The sequence below is a fragment of the Streptomyces sp. NPDC059718 genome (assembly GCF_042733315.1).
Taxonomy (GTDB): domain Bacteria; phylum Actinomycetota; class Actinomycetes; order Streptomycetales; family Streptomycetaceae; genus Actinacidiphila.
In genome coordinates this window covers 45,229-60,038 of sequence record NZ_JBHWGA010000029.1, presented here as the reverse complement: position 1 = coordinate 60,038, position 14,810 = coordinate 45,229, and the positions used below count along the sequence as shown (strand labels likewise).

General features: G+C 69.2%; 17 protein-coding genes and 1 pseudogene. 7 read left to right on the top strand and 11 right to left on the bottom strand.

The genetic code is table 11. The features are described from left to right. Positions 1–13 precede the first annotated feature (13 nt). A complete protein-coding gene (locus tag ACFV3E_RS29225; protein ID WP_500537364.1) occupies positions 14–664 on the bottom strand; it encodes a cysteine hydrolase family protein in 651 nt (216 codons plus the stop codon). Between the two features lie 223 nt (positions 665–887). Between ACFV3E_RS29225 and ACFV3E_RS29220 the strand changes: the two genes are divergently transcribed. Further along, a complete protein-coding gene (locus ACFV3E_RS29220) occupies positions 888–1,034 on the top strand; it encodes a hypothetical protein (RefSeq protein WP_500537363.1) in 147 nt (48 codons plus the stop codon). Positions 1,035–1,238: 204 nt separating this feature from the next. Here the strand turns inward: ACFV3E_RS29220 and ACFV3E_RS29215 are convergent, their stop codons facing one another. The 7 genes and pseudogenes from ACFV3E_RS29215 to ACFV3E_RS29185 form a co-directional block, all read right to left on the bottom strand. Then, positions 1,239–1,604, bottom strand: coding sequence for an alpha/beta hydrolase (locus tag ACFV3E_RS29215; protein WP_500537425.1), 366 nt, complete (start codon positions 1,602–1,604; stop codon positions 1,239–1,241). Positions 1,605–1,702: 98 nt separating this feature from the next. Then, positions 1,703–1,855 (bottom strand): annotated as a pseudogene (locus ACFV3E_RS29210) (tautomerase family protein); the annotation flags it as partial. A gap of 171 nt (positions 1,856–2,026) precedes the next feature. Then, positions 2,027–3,226: an acyl-CoA dehydrogenase family protein gene (locus tag ACFV3E_RS29205; protein ID WP_500537362.1), complete on the bottom strand. Its 1,200-nt coding sequence runs from the start codon at positions 3,224–3,226 to the stop codon at positions 2,027–2,029. A 1-nt stretch (position 3,227) separates the two neighbouring features. After that, positions 3,228–4,190, bottom strand: coding sequence for a 3-hydroxyacyl-CoA dehydrogenase NAD-binding domain-containing protein (locus ACFV3E_RS29200; protein ID WP_500537361.1), 963 nt, complete (start codon positions 4,188–4,190; stop codon positions 3,228–3,230). After that, entirely contained in the window at positions 4,187–4,933 is a 747-nt protein-coding gene (locus ACFV3E_RS29195; RefSeq protein ID WP_500537360.1) for an acetoacetate decarboxylase, read from the bottom strand. Before ACFV3E_RS29195 ends, ACFV3E_RS29200 begins: the two co-directional genes overlap by 4 nt. A gap of 1 nt (position 4,934) precedes the next feature. Then, positions 4,935–5,702: a crotonase/enoyl-CoA hydratase family protein gene (locus tag ACFV3E_RS29190; protein ID WP_500537359.1), complete on the bottom strand. Its 768-nt coding sequence runs from the start codon at positions 5,700–5,702 to the stop codon at positions 4,935–4,937. A 25-nt stretch (positions 5,703–5,727) separates the two neighbouring features. Then, on the bottom strand, positions 5,728–6,888 hold the full coding sequence (locus tag ACFV3E_RS29185; RefSeq protein WP_500537358.1) for a CaiB/BaiF CoA transferase family protein: 1,161 nt from the start codon (positions 6,886–6,888) through the stop codon (positions 5,728–5,730). Between the two features lie 366 nt (positions 6,889–7,254). On the opposite strand from ACFV3E_RS29185, the gene ACFV3E_RS29180 reads away from it, so the two are divergent. After that, on the top strand, positions 7,255–8,169 hold the full coding sequence (locus tag ACFV3E_RS29180) for a LysR family transcriptional regulator (protein WP_500537357.1): 915 nt from the start codon (positions 7,255–7,257) through the stop codon (positions 8,167–8,169). On the opposite strand, the gene ACFV3E_RS29175 is transcribed toward ACFV3E_RS29180, so the two are convergent. Both ACFV3E_RS29175 and ACFV3E_RS29170 read right to left on the bottom strand, forming a co-directional pair. Continuing rightward, a complete protein-coding gene (locus ACFV3E_RS29175) occupies positions 8,160–9,704 on the bottom strand; it encodes a SpoIIE family protein phosphatase (RefSeq protein ID WP_500537356.1) in 1,545 nt (514 codons plus the stop codon). The two genes, ACFV3E_RS29180 and ACFV3E_RS29175, sit on opposite strands and share 10 nt — an antisense overlap. Before the next feature lie 98 nt (positions 9,705–9,802). Next, positions 9,803–10,504, bottom strand: coding sequence for an SDR family oxidoreductase (locus ACFV3E_RS29170; protein ID WP_500537355.1), 702 nt, complete (start codon positions 10,502–10,504; stop codon positions 9,803–9,805). A gap of 106 nt (positions 10,505–10,610) precedes the next feature. Here ACFV3E_RS29170 and ACFV3E_RS29165 point away from each other — a divergent pair, with 106 nt between their 5' ends. Beyond that, positions 10,611–11,219 (top strand): TetR/AcrR family transcriptional regulator, encoded by a 609-nt coding sequence (locus ACFV3E_RS29165; protein ID WP_500537354.1) that lies wholly within the window; start codon positions 10,611–10,613, stop codon positions 11,217–11,219. 77 nt (positions 11,220–11,296) lie between these two features. Here the strand turns inward: ACFV3E_RS29165 and ACFV3E_RS29160 are convergent, their stop codons facing one another. Continuing rightward, the gene (locus ACFV3E_RS29160; RefSeq protein ID WP_500537353.1) at positions 11,297–11,905 is read right to left on the bottom strand and encodes a DJ-1/PfpI family protein; all 609 of its coding nucleotides are present in this window, start codon (positions 11,903–11,905) and stop codon (positions 11,297–11,299) included. A 236-nt stretch (positions 11,906–12,141) separates the two neighbouring features. On the opposite strand from ACFV3E_RS29160, the gene ACFV3E_RS29155 reads away from it, so the two are divergent. The 4 genes from ACFV3E_RS29155 (at position 12,142) to ACFV3E_RS29140 (ending at position 14,735) form a co-directional block, all read left to right on the top strand. After that, complete coding sequence (locus tag ACFV3E_RS29155) at positions 12,142–12,567, top strand: hypothetical protein (RefSeq protein ID WP_500537352.1); 426 nt, start codon at positions 12,142–12,144, stop codon at positions 12,565–12,567. A 483-nt stretch (positions 12,568–13,050) separates the two neighbouring features. Then, a complete protein-coding gene (locus ACFV3E_RS29150; RefSeq protein WP_500537351.1) occupies positions 13,051–13,545 on the top strand; it encodes an SPW repeat protein in 495 nt (164 codons plus the stop codon). Positions 13,546–13,605: 60 nt separating this feature from the next. Further along, positions 13,606–14,184, top strand: coding sequence for a cysteine hydrolase family protein (locus ACFV3E_RS29145; protein ID WP_500537350.1), 579 nt, complete (start codon positions 13,606–13,608; stop codon positions 14,182–14,184). Between the two features lie 350 nt (positions 14,185–14,534). Continuing rightward, positions 14,535–14,735, top strand: coding sequence for a cold-shock protein (locus tag ACFV3E_RS29140; protein WP_499509724.1), 201 nt, complete (start codon positions 14,535–14,537; stop codon positions 14,733–14,735). Positions 14,736–14,810 lie beyond the last annotated feature (75 nt).

Below are 14,810 nucleotides of genomic sequence, written 5' to 3'. Positions count from 1 at the left end.
CTCCTGAGCCGGGTCACATGGCCATCGCCTGCGGCTGCTTGCCCACGATCGTCAGGAATTCGTCGGTGGTGAGGATGGCGTGCGCGTACGCGGGACCGTTGATGTCGAACGTCGCCTTCATCTCGTCCCAGCTGAAGGCGCCGATGGCGTCGCGGATGAGCGTGACGTGGTAGCCGAGTTCCTGGCCGAAGCGCGCGGTGGTGTCGACGCAGGTGTTGGCCTTCATGCCGATGAAGATGACCTTCTGGATGCGGTGTTGCTTGAGCAGCATGTCCAGGTCGGTGTTGGCGAAGCCGCTCGAGGCCCAGTGCTGGCGCATGACCAGCTCGTCCTCGCGCGGTACGAAGTCGGGGTGCCACTCGGCTCCCCAGCTGCCGGCGGCGAAGGTCTGCCCCTGCACGACACGCCGCTGGGTCGGGGAGAGGTGGTCCCACGTGCGGTAGTCGTCGGGTGTCGTCTGGTGGTGAGGCACGATGAAGACGTGGAAGCCCAGGTCACGTGCCGCACCGAGCATGGCGCGCATGTTGTCGAGCAGGCCGATGCCTTCCGCCACCTCTTTTGCGGCCGGCCACAGCTTCCCGCCCTCGGACAGGAAGTCGTTGTACGGGTCGATGATCAGCAGGGCCGTCTCGTCCGGCGCGTAGGTGTTCGCTTGGACGTCCATCGTTTCCTCGCTCCTGTCTCGTCGCAGATGCCGGCACCTGCGCACCAATGGGACCGATGAGGTTGAAGTGCACTCCCTTGCCTGAGGACGGGGCTCTTCGCTTGGTGCGTCGCGATGGAGTGGGCACACCGCGAGCGTGGTGACACGGCGCACTCGGCTGGAACCCGAATATGCGACCTGGGAAACGCCGTGACGCCCGAAATCACAGTCTAAAACGGTGCCCATGAACCCGCTCTACACCGGCTGCGCAGGTGATCATGCGCCCTCGCGGCTCGCGGTATCGGCGCACATGCAGGCGCTCCGAGGGGGCGTGGATCGCATCGCCGAACGCGCTGAGCCGGTCATCGACCGGGCGCTCTGGGCCAGGTGAACGCCCAGCTCAGGGATAATGTGTCCGATATCTGCATGATGGATATCATTCAGATTGGGAGCCGTTCAAGACCGGAGCGGGTCGCCGACGCCCACGCGGCCGTCGAGCGGGGCGCCGTCGGCAGGGTCCTGATCGAGCTGCCCTGACCCTGCACGAGGACGGCGCCCCACCCCGGCCCGTCGCAAGACGACCGACGGTCGCCCGTCAGGCGAGGTGCTCACGGAACCAGGCGAGTGCGGCGGCGCTCGCCTGCTCGAACCGGCCGACGTACGGGTCGAAGTGCCCGCCGGGGATCAGGCGCAGCCGCTTCGGTTCGAGCGCCCGTTCGTAGGCGGCGAGCGCCAGGTCGGTCACGGTGACCGTGTCGTCCCGCGCGACCACCATGAGCAGCGGTGTGGGGGAGACGCGCGTGATCCAGGTCCCGGGCTCGTACATACGGGCCGCGCGGGTGGACCGGACGGTGACCTTGTTCTCCCACACGCCGTCGGGCCGGGGCTGCAGGTAGAAGTCGACTGCCTCCTGCGCGCGGTAGGACGCGGCCACCGCGGGGTCGCCGCTGACGACGGCCACGGTGCGCGCGGCCTCGCCGCGGAACCGTGCCCGCTCGTCCTCGGCGAAGGACCCCTCCCGCTGCGCTGCATCCCCATGAACGTCGGGTCAAGGAAGAGCTCGTCCTCGCCGTGTTCGCTGATCATGATGAAACGGTCGCCCTCGGGTATCCCGAGACCCTGGACCAGTGACTGGTTGAGCGCGTCCGCCAGCGCGCGCTTCTGCGTCGGAGAGTAACGCCGGGCGGGGACATGGGCGTGGAAGACGGGCATGGGATCCTCCGTCAAGGACGGTGTGGGGGCTGTGCGGTGGGGTGGCTCACCCGGCCGTGAGGCTGTGCCGGTGCCGTCCTGGCCGGACTCCTGACGCCGTTGCGGGTGGGATGCCGCACGTGCGATCACCGCACGTGCGGCAAAGGTGTCCGCGACGGCTCGTTCGTGGTCTCACACGAAGGCGCTCTGTCCGGTGATCGACTTGCCCACGATCAGCGTGTTCATCTCGCGGGTTCCCTCGTACGAGTACAGGGCCTCGGCGTCGGCGAAGAACCGTGCGATGTCGTAGTCCAGCAGGATGCCGTTGCCGCCGAAGACCTCGCGGCTCCAGGCGACGACCTCCCGCATGCGCGAGGTGACGAAGCCCTTGGCCAGCGCGGAGTGTTCGTCACGGAAGATGCCGCAGTCCTGCAGGTGCGCGAGCTGCGTCAGCATGCCCCACGAGGCGGTGATGTTGCCCAGGCTCTTGACCAGCAGGTCCTGCACCATCTGGAACTTGGCGATCGGACGGCCGAACGCCATGCGCTGCTTTGCGTAGTCCAGGGCCAGTTCGTACGCGCCGATCATGAGACCCAGCGACTGCCAGGCGACCCCGCTGCGGGTCATCCGCAGGATCTCCGCGACGTCCCGGAAGGAGTTGATGTTCTGCAGCCGGTTCGCCTCCGGCACCCGGACGCCGGTGAGGGTGATCTCGGCGTTCTGCACGATCCGCAGCGCGATCTTGCCCTGGATCTTCTCCGGGACGAATCCCGGGGTCCCCTTCTCGACGACGAACCCCTTGACGTGGTTGTCGTCGACGTCCCGCGCCCACACCACGACGTAGTCGGCGAAGGTCGCGTTGCCGATCCACTTCTTGACCCCGTTCAGCACCCAGGTGTCGCCCTCGCGCCGGGCGGTGGTGCGCATGCCGCCCGAGACGTCGGAGCCGCCCAGCGGTTCGGTGAGGGCGAACGCTCCGATCTTCTCCATGGTGGCCATCCGCGGCAGGAACCGTTCGCGCTGTTCCCGGCTTCCGCCCGAGTGGACGGAGTAGAAGGCGAGTCCGTTGTGGACTCCGAAGAACGTGGCGACCGAGGCGTCGACGCGGGTCATCTCCATGGCCAGCATGCCGCCGAGCAGGTGGCTGGTCGCGGGCTGGTGTTCGCCGTAGCCTTCGTAGGCCAGCGCGGCCAGCCTGCTGCCGCGGAACTTCCCGATCAGTTCCTCGGGGAACTCGCCCTTGGCCCAGCTGTCGTTCACCAGCGGCTTGATCTCCTTCCGCAGGAAAGTACGGGCCGCGAGCAGGATCGTGCGCTCGTCGTCCGGGAGCAGCGACTCGTAGTCGTAGAAGTCGGCGGCCAGGTGCTCGTGCAGCTCGGCGATGGTGGTCATGTCAGTTCTCCTCGATGTGTGCGTGCGTGTGGGCGTCGCCGGCGTCGCCGTCCAGTGCGGAGAGCACGGCGAGTTGCCTGCGGTCGCGTTCCTCGGCGAGGTCCGCGTACGCGCGGGAGCCGTAGGCCTTCTCCACGGCCTCCACGACCCGCAGCCGGTCCTCGGGACGCTTCGACGGCTCACCCGCCGTCAGTTCCCCCATGGACGCCCCGATGTGCTCGACCAGGTGGCGGTACCCGCCGGGGCCGCCGCCGAGGTGCTGGCCGAGGAAGAGGCCGACCGTCGCCCAGCGGATGCCGAGTGAACGGGTCAGCACCTTGTCGAGGTCGTCCGGTGTGACCACGCCCTGCTGGACGAGGTAGGCGGCCTCCCGGCTGAGCGCGTGCTGCAGGCGGTTCCCGACGAAGCCGGCGATCTCCCTGCGTTCCACGACCGGGGTCCGGCCCAGGAAGGTGTAGAAGTCCACGGCGTCCTGGACGGCGTCCTCGCTCGTGCACTCGCCCGGCACGACCTCGACGAGCGGGATCACGTGCGGCGGGTTGAACGGGTGGCCGACGAGGACCCGGCTCGCGTCCCGGAGGTCACCGGTGAAGGCCGTCGCCGGGATCGCCGACGACGAGCTCAGCAGCAGCGCGTGCCAGGGAGCCTCCTCCACCAGCCGGGCGAACAGCCGCTTCTTGAACTCGATGTCCTCGGGGCCGTTCTCCTGTACGACGTCGGCGTCGTGGACGGCTTCGGTGACGTCGGCCGCGACGTGGACCCGGTCGGCCAGGCCCTCGACGTCAAGACCCAGGGCGGCCAGGTGCGGTGTGAACCGTGCCAGCGCCGTCTCGACGGCCTCGGCGAGATCGGGGCGCGGGTCGCTCACGCGGACGGTCAGTCCGTGGCCCGCGAACAGCGCCGTCCAGGACAGTCCGATGGTGCCCGCGCCGATCACCGCGGCGGTGCGGAAGTGGTGCGTCATCGCGTGCCTGCCTTGAGGTAGTCGAAGACCGGCTCGACCGGGGCGAGGGTCAGGTCGGTGAGGATGTGCCCGGCGGAGACGACCTCCAGGACGGGCAGGTCGGCCAGCGGTGCGAGGACGTGCTGGAACAACTGCAGCCGGGCCGGGCCCCGGTAGGCGGCCTTGACCACCACGTCGGTGATCCGGGTGCGGACCAACTCCTGGACGCGCGGCACGCCGTCGTAGCCCGGGACGGTCTTGAGCATGAAGGTCGGTACGGTGATCTGTGCTGCGGCCTCGTGTGGATTGAGTGCCTCGTGCTTGTAGCCCATGGTGGCGGTGGCGACCCGCAGCGAGCCGTAGTCCAGAGTGCCGACCAGCGTGCCGTGGTCGACGTACAGCTTCGGCGCGCCCATGACCTTCGGGTAGGCGCCGACCTCGCGTCCGGCCGCTGTGGCAGGGAAGTTGTCGAGGTACATCGCGTGCAGGTACTCGCCGCGCTCACCCTCGAAGGCGACCTGGACCGCCTGGCCGCCCTCGGTGTAGGGGCCGTACCCGGTGACGTCGTTCATCTTCATGATCTCGAACCGGACCAGCGGCTCCTCGATCCGCAGGGGCTCGGGGACGACGGCGCGCAGGGCGTCGGGGTCGGTGCGGTAGACGACGCTGAGGTATTCACGGTCGGTGAACCGAGGCACCACGGGTGCGAACGCCGGGCTGGTCAGTGGGGTGGTCGCGTGGCGGCGTACGTCGGGGATCCGCATGTCACTTCCCCGCCCATCGCGGTGCGCGGCGCTCGGCGAAGGCGGTCATGCCTTCGCGGACGTCGGCCGAGGCCATCAAGGCGTCCTGTGCCTCGCGCTGCGCGGCGAAGGCGTCGGTCTCGGGCGTGCCGTCGGTGTGCCGTAGGAGGTTCTTCACCGCGGCCAGTGCGAGCGGCGCGTTGTGCGCGAGCTGCTCGGCGAGTTTCAGGGCGGTGGCGACCGCCTCACCGGGCGCGGTGACCCGGTTGGCCAAGCCCAGTTCCCCGGCGCGGCGGCCGGTGACCGGCTCGCCGGTGAGCAGGAACTCCATGGCCAGGTGGTACGGGATGCGCCGGGGCAGCCGGATGACGCCGCCGCCCGCGGCGATCAGACCACGCTTGACCTCGGGCAGGCCGAGCGTCGCGTCCTCGGCGGCGACGATGAGGTCGCACCCCAGGGCGAGTTCGAAGCCGCCGCCCAGGGCGAAGCCCTCCACGGCGGCGACCAGCGGCTTGGTCAGCTCGGCTTCGGTCAGGCCGCCGAATCCACGGCCCGGGATCACGGGCAGGTCGCCGTTGAGGGCGGCCTTGAGGTCCATACCGGCGCTGAAGGTGCCCTTCGCTCCCGTGAGGACACCGGCTCGCAGGGTGCCGTCGCCCTCCAGCTCGTCGAGCGCGGCGGCCAGGCCGGCGGCGACCGCGGAGTTCACCGCGTTGCGTGCCTGCGGGCGGTCGATCGTGATCAGGAGGGTGGAGCAGATCCGCTGGACGCGCACTTCGCTGTTGCTCATGGTTTCTCCCACTGTTCCGCGCGGCTCAGCCGGCGTCCGTCAGCTCGGCGAGGACCTCAGCGGTGTCCTGGCCGGGCACCGGGGCCAGCCGGCGGACCGAGCCGGGCGTGGCGGAGAACCTCACCGGGATCCCGATCGTGCGCACCGGGCCCTCGGTCGGGTGCTCGACCGTCTCCAGCAGGTGGCCCTCGCGGACGTAGGGGTCCTCGTGCGAGTGGTCCAGCTCCAGCACCGGAGCCATCGGGATGTTGTGCTTGGCGCACACCTCGGCCCATTCGGCCGTGGTCAGCGCGGGGGTGCACTCGTCGACCAGGTCCGACAGGTCGTCCACGTCGGCCACGTTGAGGGAGGGGCCGTTGACGCGTGGGTCCGCGGCGAGGTCCGGGCGGCCGGCGGCGGCGAAGAGGTCGCGGTAGTTCTGGGGGTTGTACGGGACCACGGCGGCCAGGCCGTCCCTGGTACGTCGTGCCCTGTGGTGCTCGGACAGCGACCGCGGGTAGCCTGTGGGGCCCGTCGCGGGATCGAAGGTGTGCCCGGCGAGATGTTCCACCAGGTTGAACGTGATCAGGGTGTCGGCCATCGGGATCTCGATCTGCTGACCCGACCCCGTCCTGTCCCGGTGCACCAGGGCGGCGAGCACGCTGTAGACGATGGTCAGCCCCGAGACCTTGTCCGCGAGGATGGACGGCAGGTAGAGCGGCGTGCCCAGGGCGCGGTTGGAGATGTCGACCAGTCCGGAGGCGGCCTGCACGGTCTCGTCGTAGGCGGCGGCGTCGGCCCGGTCGGAGTCGGCGCGGAAGCCGGCGGCATGCGCGTAGACCAGGCCCGGGTTGGCGACGGCGAGGTCCTCGTAGGTGATGCCCAGCCGGGCCAGTGCGCGGGGGCGCATGTTGGTGATCAGCACGTCGGCGGAGTGGATGAGCTCAAGCGCCTTGGCGTGCTCGGCCTCGTCCTTCAGGTCCAGCGCCACGCTCCGCTTGTTGCGGTTGACGTTGAGGTGCAGCGGGGTCATGCCCGGCGTGTTGCGGTACTCGCCCACGTGAAGGGAGTCCGAGGGTGACTCGATCTTGATGACGTCGGCGCCCAGGTCCCCCAGGATCTGGGCCGCGTAGGGGCCCATGACCACGGTGGAGAGGTCGATGACCCGCACCCCGTCGAGCGGTCCGGAGAAGTGCTTTTCCGCCATTGTCGCGTCCTTTCGCTGCTTCGACCGGCTACGAAAGAAACGCTAAGCGCATATTGCGGGCAACGGAATTATCGAATTGCTGACAACGGTGTGACCGCAGCGGTCACACCGAAGTGCGGACCGCCGTGCCCGCCGTGTGAAGCGACCTCGGGTTTCCGGGCACAATGATGCGGCATGGGCCGTTGTGCTTTTATCCAGGAAAAGCTTCCGGGTTTCTCCGCGCGCAGCGCCGTGGGTCCTGCCGACGGACCGGCCGACCGGGGCCACGGCCGAGCCGGCGTGAGCGCGAGTCCGCCCACACGCTTCCCGAAGCCCCGGAAGGCTCGATCGCGCGCCGGCTCCCGGCCGGTGGATCAGGGTTAATGTGTGGGAGTGGAGATATTCCATTTGCGGTATTTCGTTGCGGTTGCGGAGGAGCTGAACTTCTCTGCGGCGGCCCGCCGGATGCACATGGCCGCCTCGCCGCTGAGCCAGCGGATCAGGGACCTCGAGCGGGAGCTCGACGAGCGGCTCTTCGACCGCACCACGCACCACGTCACGCTCACGCCGGCCGGCGAGGCACTGCTGCCCATCGCGCGGGACGTCCTGGAGCAGATCAACTCCATTCCCTGGCGGCTGCGTGAGGCGACCGGGCCGGTGCGCAGCACCATGTTCGTGGGCATCCCTCCCGGGGTGCACCCGCGGACCAGGGAGCAGGTCACCTCGCTCGCCGAGCGCGTCGGGGAGTGGTGCGAGCTCCTCACCTGGCCGGGCAGCTCCAAGGCCCTCATCACGGGCGTCTGCGAGAGCAGACTCGCGCTGGCGCTGGCCCGACTGCCGATCAGCGACCCCCTGCTGGACGTCCTGCCCGTCCTGTCGGAACGGCTGGGAGCCGTGGTGCCCGCCGACCGGTTCGCCGGGAGGGACTCGGTGGCCCTTGCCGACCTGAGCGACCTTTCCTTCGTCATCTCCCCCAGGGAGATCAGGCCCACCTGTTTCGAACTGCTCGACCGGGAAATGGCGGAACGCGGGGTCAGGAAACGTATCAAGCTCACCGACACCGGCTATGACGGAATCGCCGAAGTGGTTTCCGGTGGAATGGCCTTCTACTTTTCCATACTGAACTCGGAAAGCCCCATGCACGGCTACGCGATGGTGAACACGCTCGTTCTGCCGTTCGAGGATTTCGAGCCCTTGCTGGAGACCGCCCTGATATGGCGGCGCGACCGGGCTGCCGCGGGGGATCTCGGCAAACTCATCGAAGCCGCCCGGGAGCTCTTCGCCGAGCCGCTTCACGTCTGAGACGCGCGGGCACCGAGCGCCTGTTCGGCCCAGATGGTCTTGCCCTGGCCGGTGTACCGCACCCCCCAGCACCGCGAGCATTCGGCCACGAGGAACAGACCGCGCCCTCCCTCGTCGGTGGTGTTCGCCCGGCGGATGTGCGGGGAGGTGCTGCTGCCGTCGGACACCTCGCAGATCAGGGTCCGGTCGTGGATCAGCCGCAGCCGGATCGGCTCACGGCCGTAGCGGATGGCGTTGGTGACCAGTTCGCTCGCGATCAGCTCCGTGGTGAAGCCGAGGTCACCGATGCCCCACCGGTCCAGTTGCCGCACCACGAGGGAGCGGGCGCCCGCGACACCGGCAGGGTCGCGCGGCAGCTCCCAGGTGACCACGTGGTCGTCGCTGAGCCCGCGCGTCCGGACCACGAGGAGCGACAGGTCGTCCTCGGCCGCCAGGAGCGGCGCCGCGATGTCCGCGGTGCCCCGGCAGACGTCCTCGACCGACCGGCCGCTGCGCCGCATGGCGGTGCGCAGCAGCCGGGGGACGGCGTCGTCGGTGCCGCACGCGCGCACCAGACTGGCCGTGTGGAAGAGCAGGGTGCTGCCTTCGGCGAGCTCCAGGTCCAGGGGTTCGAAGACCGGCTCGCCCATGCCCAAGGGCCGGTTGCCCGGCAGTTCGAGGACGTGGACGGATGCGTCAGGACCGGCCACGGCGGGCGGGGGATGGCCGGCGCTGGCCAGCACGCAGCGGCGCCCGACCGGGTCCCACACCGCGTAGAGGAACGTCGCGCCGACCAGCCGTTCCACGAACCACGCGGACCACTCGTCGGGCTCGCCGGTGGCATAGCGCGACACGATGTCGTCCAACCGGGCGAGGACTTCCTCGGGTGCGAGATCGAGTTCCGACAGGGCCCGGACCGCGGCGCCGATCAACCCGATGCAGACGGTGGCCTGTACCCCGGACACCGAGACGTCACCGACGCTGAAGGCGACGCGCATACCGGACAGCGGGAGAACGTCGCTCCATGAGCCGTTCACTCCCGTGCCACTGCGGGCGGGCACGTACGAGCGGGTGATCTCGGCCGCGCTGTGGTCCGGTGCGTGAGCGGCCTCCATACGCCTTCTCAGGCCGACCGCCGCAATGTGCTCATGGTGGTCGAGCAAGCTGCGCGCCGCCTCGTTCTCCGAGATCTGCGGCAGTGGGCCGGCGGTCACCAGGATCACCGTTCGCTCGCTGTCCGGGAGGGCGGAGGTCACGGAGCAGGCCATGAGCGCGACAGGCACAGCACGGCCGAGCCGATGCATGAGGACGACCGAGAGCCAGGGAGTGCTGCTGCTTTCCGCGGCCGGCAGCAGCTCCTGGAGGGAGCCCCACGGAAGCACCGGGCACAGCTCGCTCACCGGTCTGCCCACGACCTCGGGAGTCTCGTACCCCAGAAGACGCTCGGCCGCCGGACTCCAACCGCACACCAGGCCCGCCGCGTCCACCACGAACGCCGCCGGGCCCCCACCGAGGGCCGGGGTGCGGGCGGGGGATGCCCCATCCAAGGTGCCCATCTCACCGACCTCGTTCGGTGAGGAAACTCCTACACGTTGACGATACGACGTCGCCGGGCCCGACGCTTTTCCGCTGGTCCGCCGCTCGAGGCGTTCGCTCAGGGAGCCAGCTGCGGGTACAGGGCGGCGGGGTCGGCCGCCAGGCCCGCCTTGGCCTGGCGGGAGCGCTCGTCGGCCAGCACTTCGTACGCGTCGGATTCGATGCCGTCCAGCGCCTGCTCGGCGACGCTCTCCGGCGACGACTTCGGGGAGTCGATGTGCGCTGCCAGGTCGGTGTCGACGTAACCGACGTGCAGCCCGGTCACGTTGACGCCGCGTGGCTTCAGCTCCAGGCGCAGCGAGTTGGTCTGGGACCACAGCGCTGCCTTGGAGGCGCTGTAGGAACCGGCGAGAGCGATCCAGGACAGGACGGAGTGCACGTTGAGCAGGTGGCCGCCGCCGTTGGCCTCGATGATCGGGACGAAGGCCCGGGTCATCTGGAGGGGGCCGTAGAAGTTCGTCTCGAACTCGCGGCGGACGTCGTCCACCGGGGAGGTCAGGAAGGACGCCCCGACGGACCCACCCGCGTTGTTGACCAGGATGGTGACGTCCTGTGCCTGTGCCGCGACGGCGGCGACCGACGCGGGGTCGGTGACCTCCAGGGGCAGTGCGACCGCGCCGGGGTGGGTGACGCTGCGGGGGTCGCGGGCGGTGGCGTAGACCTTCTTGGCGCCCCGGGCGTACGGGGACTCGACCAAGGCCTTGCCGATGCCCCGGCTCCCTCCGGTGACGAGAACTGTCGAACCTGCGATCGCGGTCATGAGCTGCTCCCGGTTGCGTTGCGGCCGACGGCGGAAACCGATCGGTTTTCTGCACCGTAAACCGATCGGTTTCTCCCTGGCAAGCAGCGGGCGTAGCCTGTGGCGTATGACTTCGACCGCACGGGCCTCGTCCGATTCCGCGGCGGCGGCTGCGACTGCGACGAGCCCAAGCCGTGAGCGGCTCCTCGACTCCGCAGCCGCGCTCTTCTACCGGGAGGGCGTGAACATCGGCGTCGAGGCGCTGTGCCGGGCGGCCGGAGTCTCCAAGCGGTCGATGTACCAGCTCTTCACAAGCAAGGACGACGTCCTCGCGGCCAGCCTGGAGCGCGCGGGGTCCCGCTACCTGGCCCAGCTGCTGCCCGCGTCCGGGGCCGACCTGCCACCGCGCGACCGCATCATGCATGTCTTCGAACGGCTCGAGTCGCTGTCCGCGTCCCCGGAGTACCTGGGCTGCCCCTTCCTGGCGACCGCGTTCGAACTCAAGGACCCCGTCCACCCCGCCAGGGTGGTGGCGCGACGCTACAAGGACGCGCTCACCGACTTCTTCCGTGAGGAGGCGAGCCGCGGTGCCGCGCGCGATCCGGATGTGCTGGCGCGCCAGCTCACGATCGCCTTCGACGGATCCAGCTCCCGCGCCGTAGCCCAGGCCCAAGGTCTGGGCGGGCTGGCCGTCGCCACCGCCACGGCCATGCTGGACGCGGCAGGCATGGCCTGACCGCCCGCGCGCCCGTGCGCCCTCGGGCCCGCGCGCCCTCGGGCCCTCAGGCGCGAAGCCCGCGGACCCGTGGGGTGTCAGTGCAGTGCGACCTCGCCCGCGCGGACGGCCCGCATGGCGCGCTCGACGGTCTCCTGGTTCTCACCGACCGGAGCCACGTAGTCGATGACGCCGCGCGCCGCGTCCTCCCCGAGCGTCCGGCTGATCACCCATGCCGCGAGGTACTGGGACGCCAGGCAGCCGCCCGCCGTGGCGATGTTCCCCTCGGTGTGGAACGGCGCGTCCAGCACGGTGACGTCGCAGGCCTCGACGAAAGGCCTGCTCTTCTTGTCGGTGCACGCCGGCATGTCACCCAGCAACCCGAGGCGCGCCAGCACCAGCGCGCCGGAGCACTGCGCACCGATCAGCTGTCGCGAAGGGTCGAGGGGCAGCATCGAGAGCAACCGGTCGTCGGCGACCACGTCGCGTGTCTTCACGCCGCTTCCGATGAGTACGACGTCGGCCTCGCGCACGAACTCCATCGGGCGCTGCCCCGTCACCTCGACGCCGTTCATCGAGCTGACCACCGGCGTCGGTGTCGTGATGAAGGCCTCCAGGCCGTCCTTGCGGCACCTGTTGATCAAGGAGGCGGCGATGAAGCTGTCGAGCTCGTTGAACCCGTCGAACGTCACCACGGCTACCTGCATCGCAACTCCTCCGGGCATCGGCGACCGCCAGAAGTCAGCCGGTTTTCAGCAGAGCCGAGTCTAGGAGGTGGCGGAGGACCCCGGCGTATGGCGGTCGCCACACGGCCGAGGGCCCCCGCTGTCCTTCAGGCCGGGCGATTCCGTGAGTCCGAGGTCAGGGCTTATGGGCCACCTCGGCACCGCCCTGCGGGTGAGGCGGGGGATAGATCTGCCCTCCTGCGTGGCATACGGCAGGGGTGAGCGAAGAACCAGAGGCACAGCGGGAGCCGCCGGACGCCGCGCACCGGCGTCCGGCAGGGGTGGACGATCTGACGGTCGAGGCCCTCGGGTCCTTGTCGAAGGCTTTGGAGACCACCGAGCGCGCCCGCGGGCACCTGTACGGCTTCCACCAATTGACCGGTACCGCGGACCTCGAATTGGACCGTGCCGTGCGTTTGCTGCGGGAGGCCGGTCATGCGTCACAAGCCGACGCCGTGGAGCGCGAGATCCTCGGGCGCAACGTCATCCCCGGGCACTGGACCTTTCAGATCATCGAGGCCTACAACCGCACGTACTACCGACCGTTCGCGGATCTGGAACGCCGCCTGCTCGCCGAACTCGCCGAGGGGCGCGACCATCTCCACGAAGCGGAGATGAAGGCGGCACGCCATCGCTGCTGCTGAACTGGGCGCAAGCAGGTGCATCCTGGAGTGGCGGCGACCCCGCGTCCGCGGAGACGTGGCCCGTGAGTGTGGGCCACCTCTCACCCGATTGCCCCGCTCGGCTGGCAACCGTGGGCGTCGAGGGCAAGGCTTGGCTTCGTGCTTGAGGGTTCGTCGACCTCCCCCAGACGTCCCCTCGGCCGAGAGCCGGGCCCCCGCCGCTGCGAAGCGCCGGGGGCCTGTCTCTTGAACCGCTGACACGGGTGAGACGCCTCAGCGGCCGCGATCGGTCGGCGCGTACGTTCGAAGGGCGCACGACACCCGTCCGAGGCACGCCGGCCGTGTGGTGCGGCATGGTCCACCTGGGAGTGCCCCGGGTCGGTACCAGTGGTCGGAGACCGCCACGATGGGGTCGCTGCTCTTCGGCGCGTTTGGCTGGACTCGGATGCATGAGTTCGGGTAGGGAGATAAATGAAATGTTCGAAATGAACGGAGATGGTCCGTATGTCACGGACGCAACCCGGCATCGAGCAGCACCCTGACCTGCTGGAACTTCGCGCAGATTACGAGCGTGCGACCGCCACCAACCGCAGCCAGGCGATAGAGGCCATGGGTCTGCTCACCGGTACCTACCTCGCCGCCTCACCGTGGATCGTGGGCTTCAACGCACTGTTCGGCTTCAACGCGCTGTCGACGATCGCCGTCAACAACCTCGTCGCCGGAATCGCGTACGCCCTGCTCATGGGAGGCATGGGACGCGGATTCGAACGGGCCCACTCCAGGGCTTGGGCGGCAGCGATCATCGCCCTGTGGACGATCATTTCGCCGTGGTGCATCACGGGCAATGTCAGCACCACACGCACCATCACCAACAACGTCATCGTCGGCGTGATCGGACTGATTCTGGCACTCGCAGCAGCGTCGCTGCGCCCCGACAGCCTCCGCCGCAACCGTCGCGGTACCTCGGACACGCTTGGGGCCGGCCCGCGAAGTAGGTAGGGGCCGCCTTGGCTCTTGGCCACCCGCCGTTGCCACGGCAACCATCGAGGTCCGCTACGCATGCACGACAAGGAAACGACCGCGCTCGTCGTGATCGACATGATCAACACGTATGAGCACGAGGACGCGGAACTGCTGCTCCCCTCGGTGCGGGAGGCGCTCCCAGGCGTGCGGAGGCTGATCTCACGCGCTCGCGACATCGGCGTGGACGTCATTTACGTGAACGACAATTTCGGGCGCTGGCGCTCCCATCACGACGAGATCCTCGACATGGCGCTCGCCGGCCCGCACGGCGACCTGGTCGAACCGGTCAAGCCCGACGGCGACTCGCTGTTCGTCGTCAAGGCCCGGCATTCGATCTTCTTCCAGACTCCGCTGGAGTACCTCCTGGACCGGCAGAACGTCGGCCATCTCGTGCTGTGCGGGCAGGTCACCGAGCAGTGCGTGCTGTACTCGGCGCTCGACGCGCACATCCGTCACCTGCCGACGACCGTCGCGAGTGACGCTGTCGCCCACATCCACCGCGACCTGGCAGACGCGGCACTGCGCATGATGGAGCGCAACATGGGCACCCACCTCTGCCCGGCGGACGAGGTCCGGATGGGTGCCGACGCCGGTTCACCGCTCCGGGCGCCATGAGGGGCGCGTCCACTGTCCGCCAAGGACAAGGTGTTCTGCACCGTAAAGATCGCGGCTGCGACGTTCTCCGCCGCCGACCTCCTGCCCGAGTCGCCGCCGCCCGCCGCAGCCCCGAGTCCGTCGAAGCGGCTCTCTGACCTGCGCCCCGATCATCCCGATTGCGACCCTCCCGGGTCGCTTCGTCCTCGGTGCGCGGTGGCAGGCCACTCGAGCGACCACTTGGTCCTGCATCGGCGTATTCGGTAGCGCTGTGGCAGGGACATGCGGTAATTAGTGCCCTGGCGGCCCGACTACGGGGGTCCGCCGGCGCACCAAGGGCGCGCCTCAGCAGCATGAAAAGGACGAACTCAGTGGCATCTGGCGTTGTGAAGTGGTTCAACTCGGAGAAGGGCTTCGGCTTCATCGCACAGGACGGCGGGCCGGACGTGTTCGCCCATTACTCCAACATCCAGAGCACCGGATACCGCGAGCTCGTGGAGGGTGAGCGTGTCACGTTCGACGTGACGCAGGGGCAGAAGGGCCCGCAGGCGGAGAACATCGTCCGCGGCTGACCTTGGTGCTGCCGATGCAGCACGGACACGAAGCGGCCTCGCCCACGGATTCCGGCCGTCGGCGAGGCCGCCTCG

Coding starts and splice junctions, on each gene's coding strand:
- ACFV3E_RS29175 (WP_500537356.1), bottom strand. CDS start 9,704: ATGGGCACCTTGGATGGGGCATCCCCCGCCCGCACCCCGGCCCTCGGT.
- ACFV3E_RS29145 (WP_500537350.1), top strand. CDS start 13,606: ATGCACGACAAGGAAACGACCGCGCTCGTCGTGATCGACATGATCAAC.
- ACFV3E_RS29200 (WP_500537361.1), bottom strand. CDS start 4,190: ATGACGCACCACTTCCGCACCGCCGCGGTGATCGGCGCGGGCACCATC.
- ACFV3E_RS29150 (WP_500537351.1), top strand. CDS start 13,051: ATGTCACGGACGCAACCCGGCATCGAGCAGCACCCTGACCTGCTGGAA.
- ACFV3E_RS29190 (WP_500537359.1), bottom strand. CDS start 5,702: ATGAGCAACAGCGAAGTGCGCGTCCAGCGGATCTGCTCCACCCTCCTG.
- ACFV3E_RS29225 (WP_500537364.1), bottom strand. CDS start 664: ATGGACGTCCAAGCGAACACCTACGCGCCGGACGAGACGGCCCTGCTG.
- ACFV3E_RS29185 (WP_500537358.1), bottom strand. CDS start 6,888: ATGGCGGAAAAGCACTTCTCCGGACCGCTCGACGGGGTGCGGGTCATC.
- ACFV3E_RS29165 (WP_500537354.1), top strand. CDS start 10,611: ATGACTTCGACCGCACGGGCCTCGTCCGATTCCGCGGCGGCGGCTGCG.
- ACFV3E_RS29205 (WP_500537362.1), bottom strand. CDS start 3,226: ATGACCACCATCGCCGAGCTGCACGAGCACCTGGCCGCCGACTTCTAC.
- ACFV3E_RS29195 (WP_500537360.1), bottom strand. CDS start 4,933: ATGCGGATCCCCGACGTACGCCGCCACGCGACCACCCCACTGACCAGC.
- ACFV3E_RS29220 (WP_500537363.1), top strand. CDS start 888: ATGAACCCGCTCTACACCGGCTGCGCAGGTGATCATGCGCCCTCGCGG.
- ACFV3E_RS29170 (WP_500537355.1), bottom strand. CDS start 10,504: ATGACCGCGATCGCAGGTTCGACAGTTCTCGTCACCGGAGGGAGCCGG.
- ACFV3E_RS29160 (WP_500537353.1), bottom strand. CDS start 11,905: ATGCAGGTAGCCGTGGTGACGTTCGACGGGTTCAACGAGCTCGACAGC.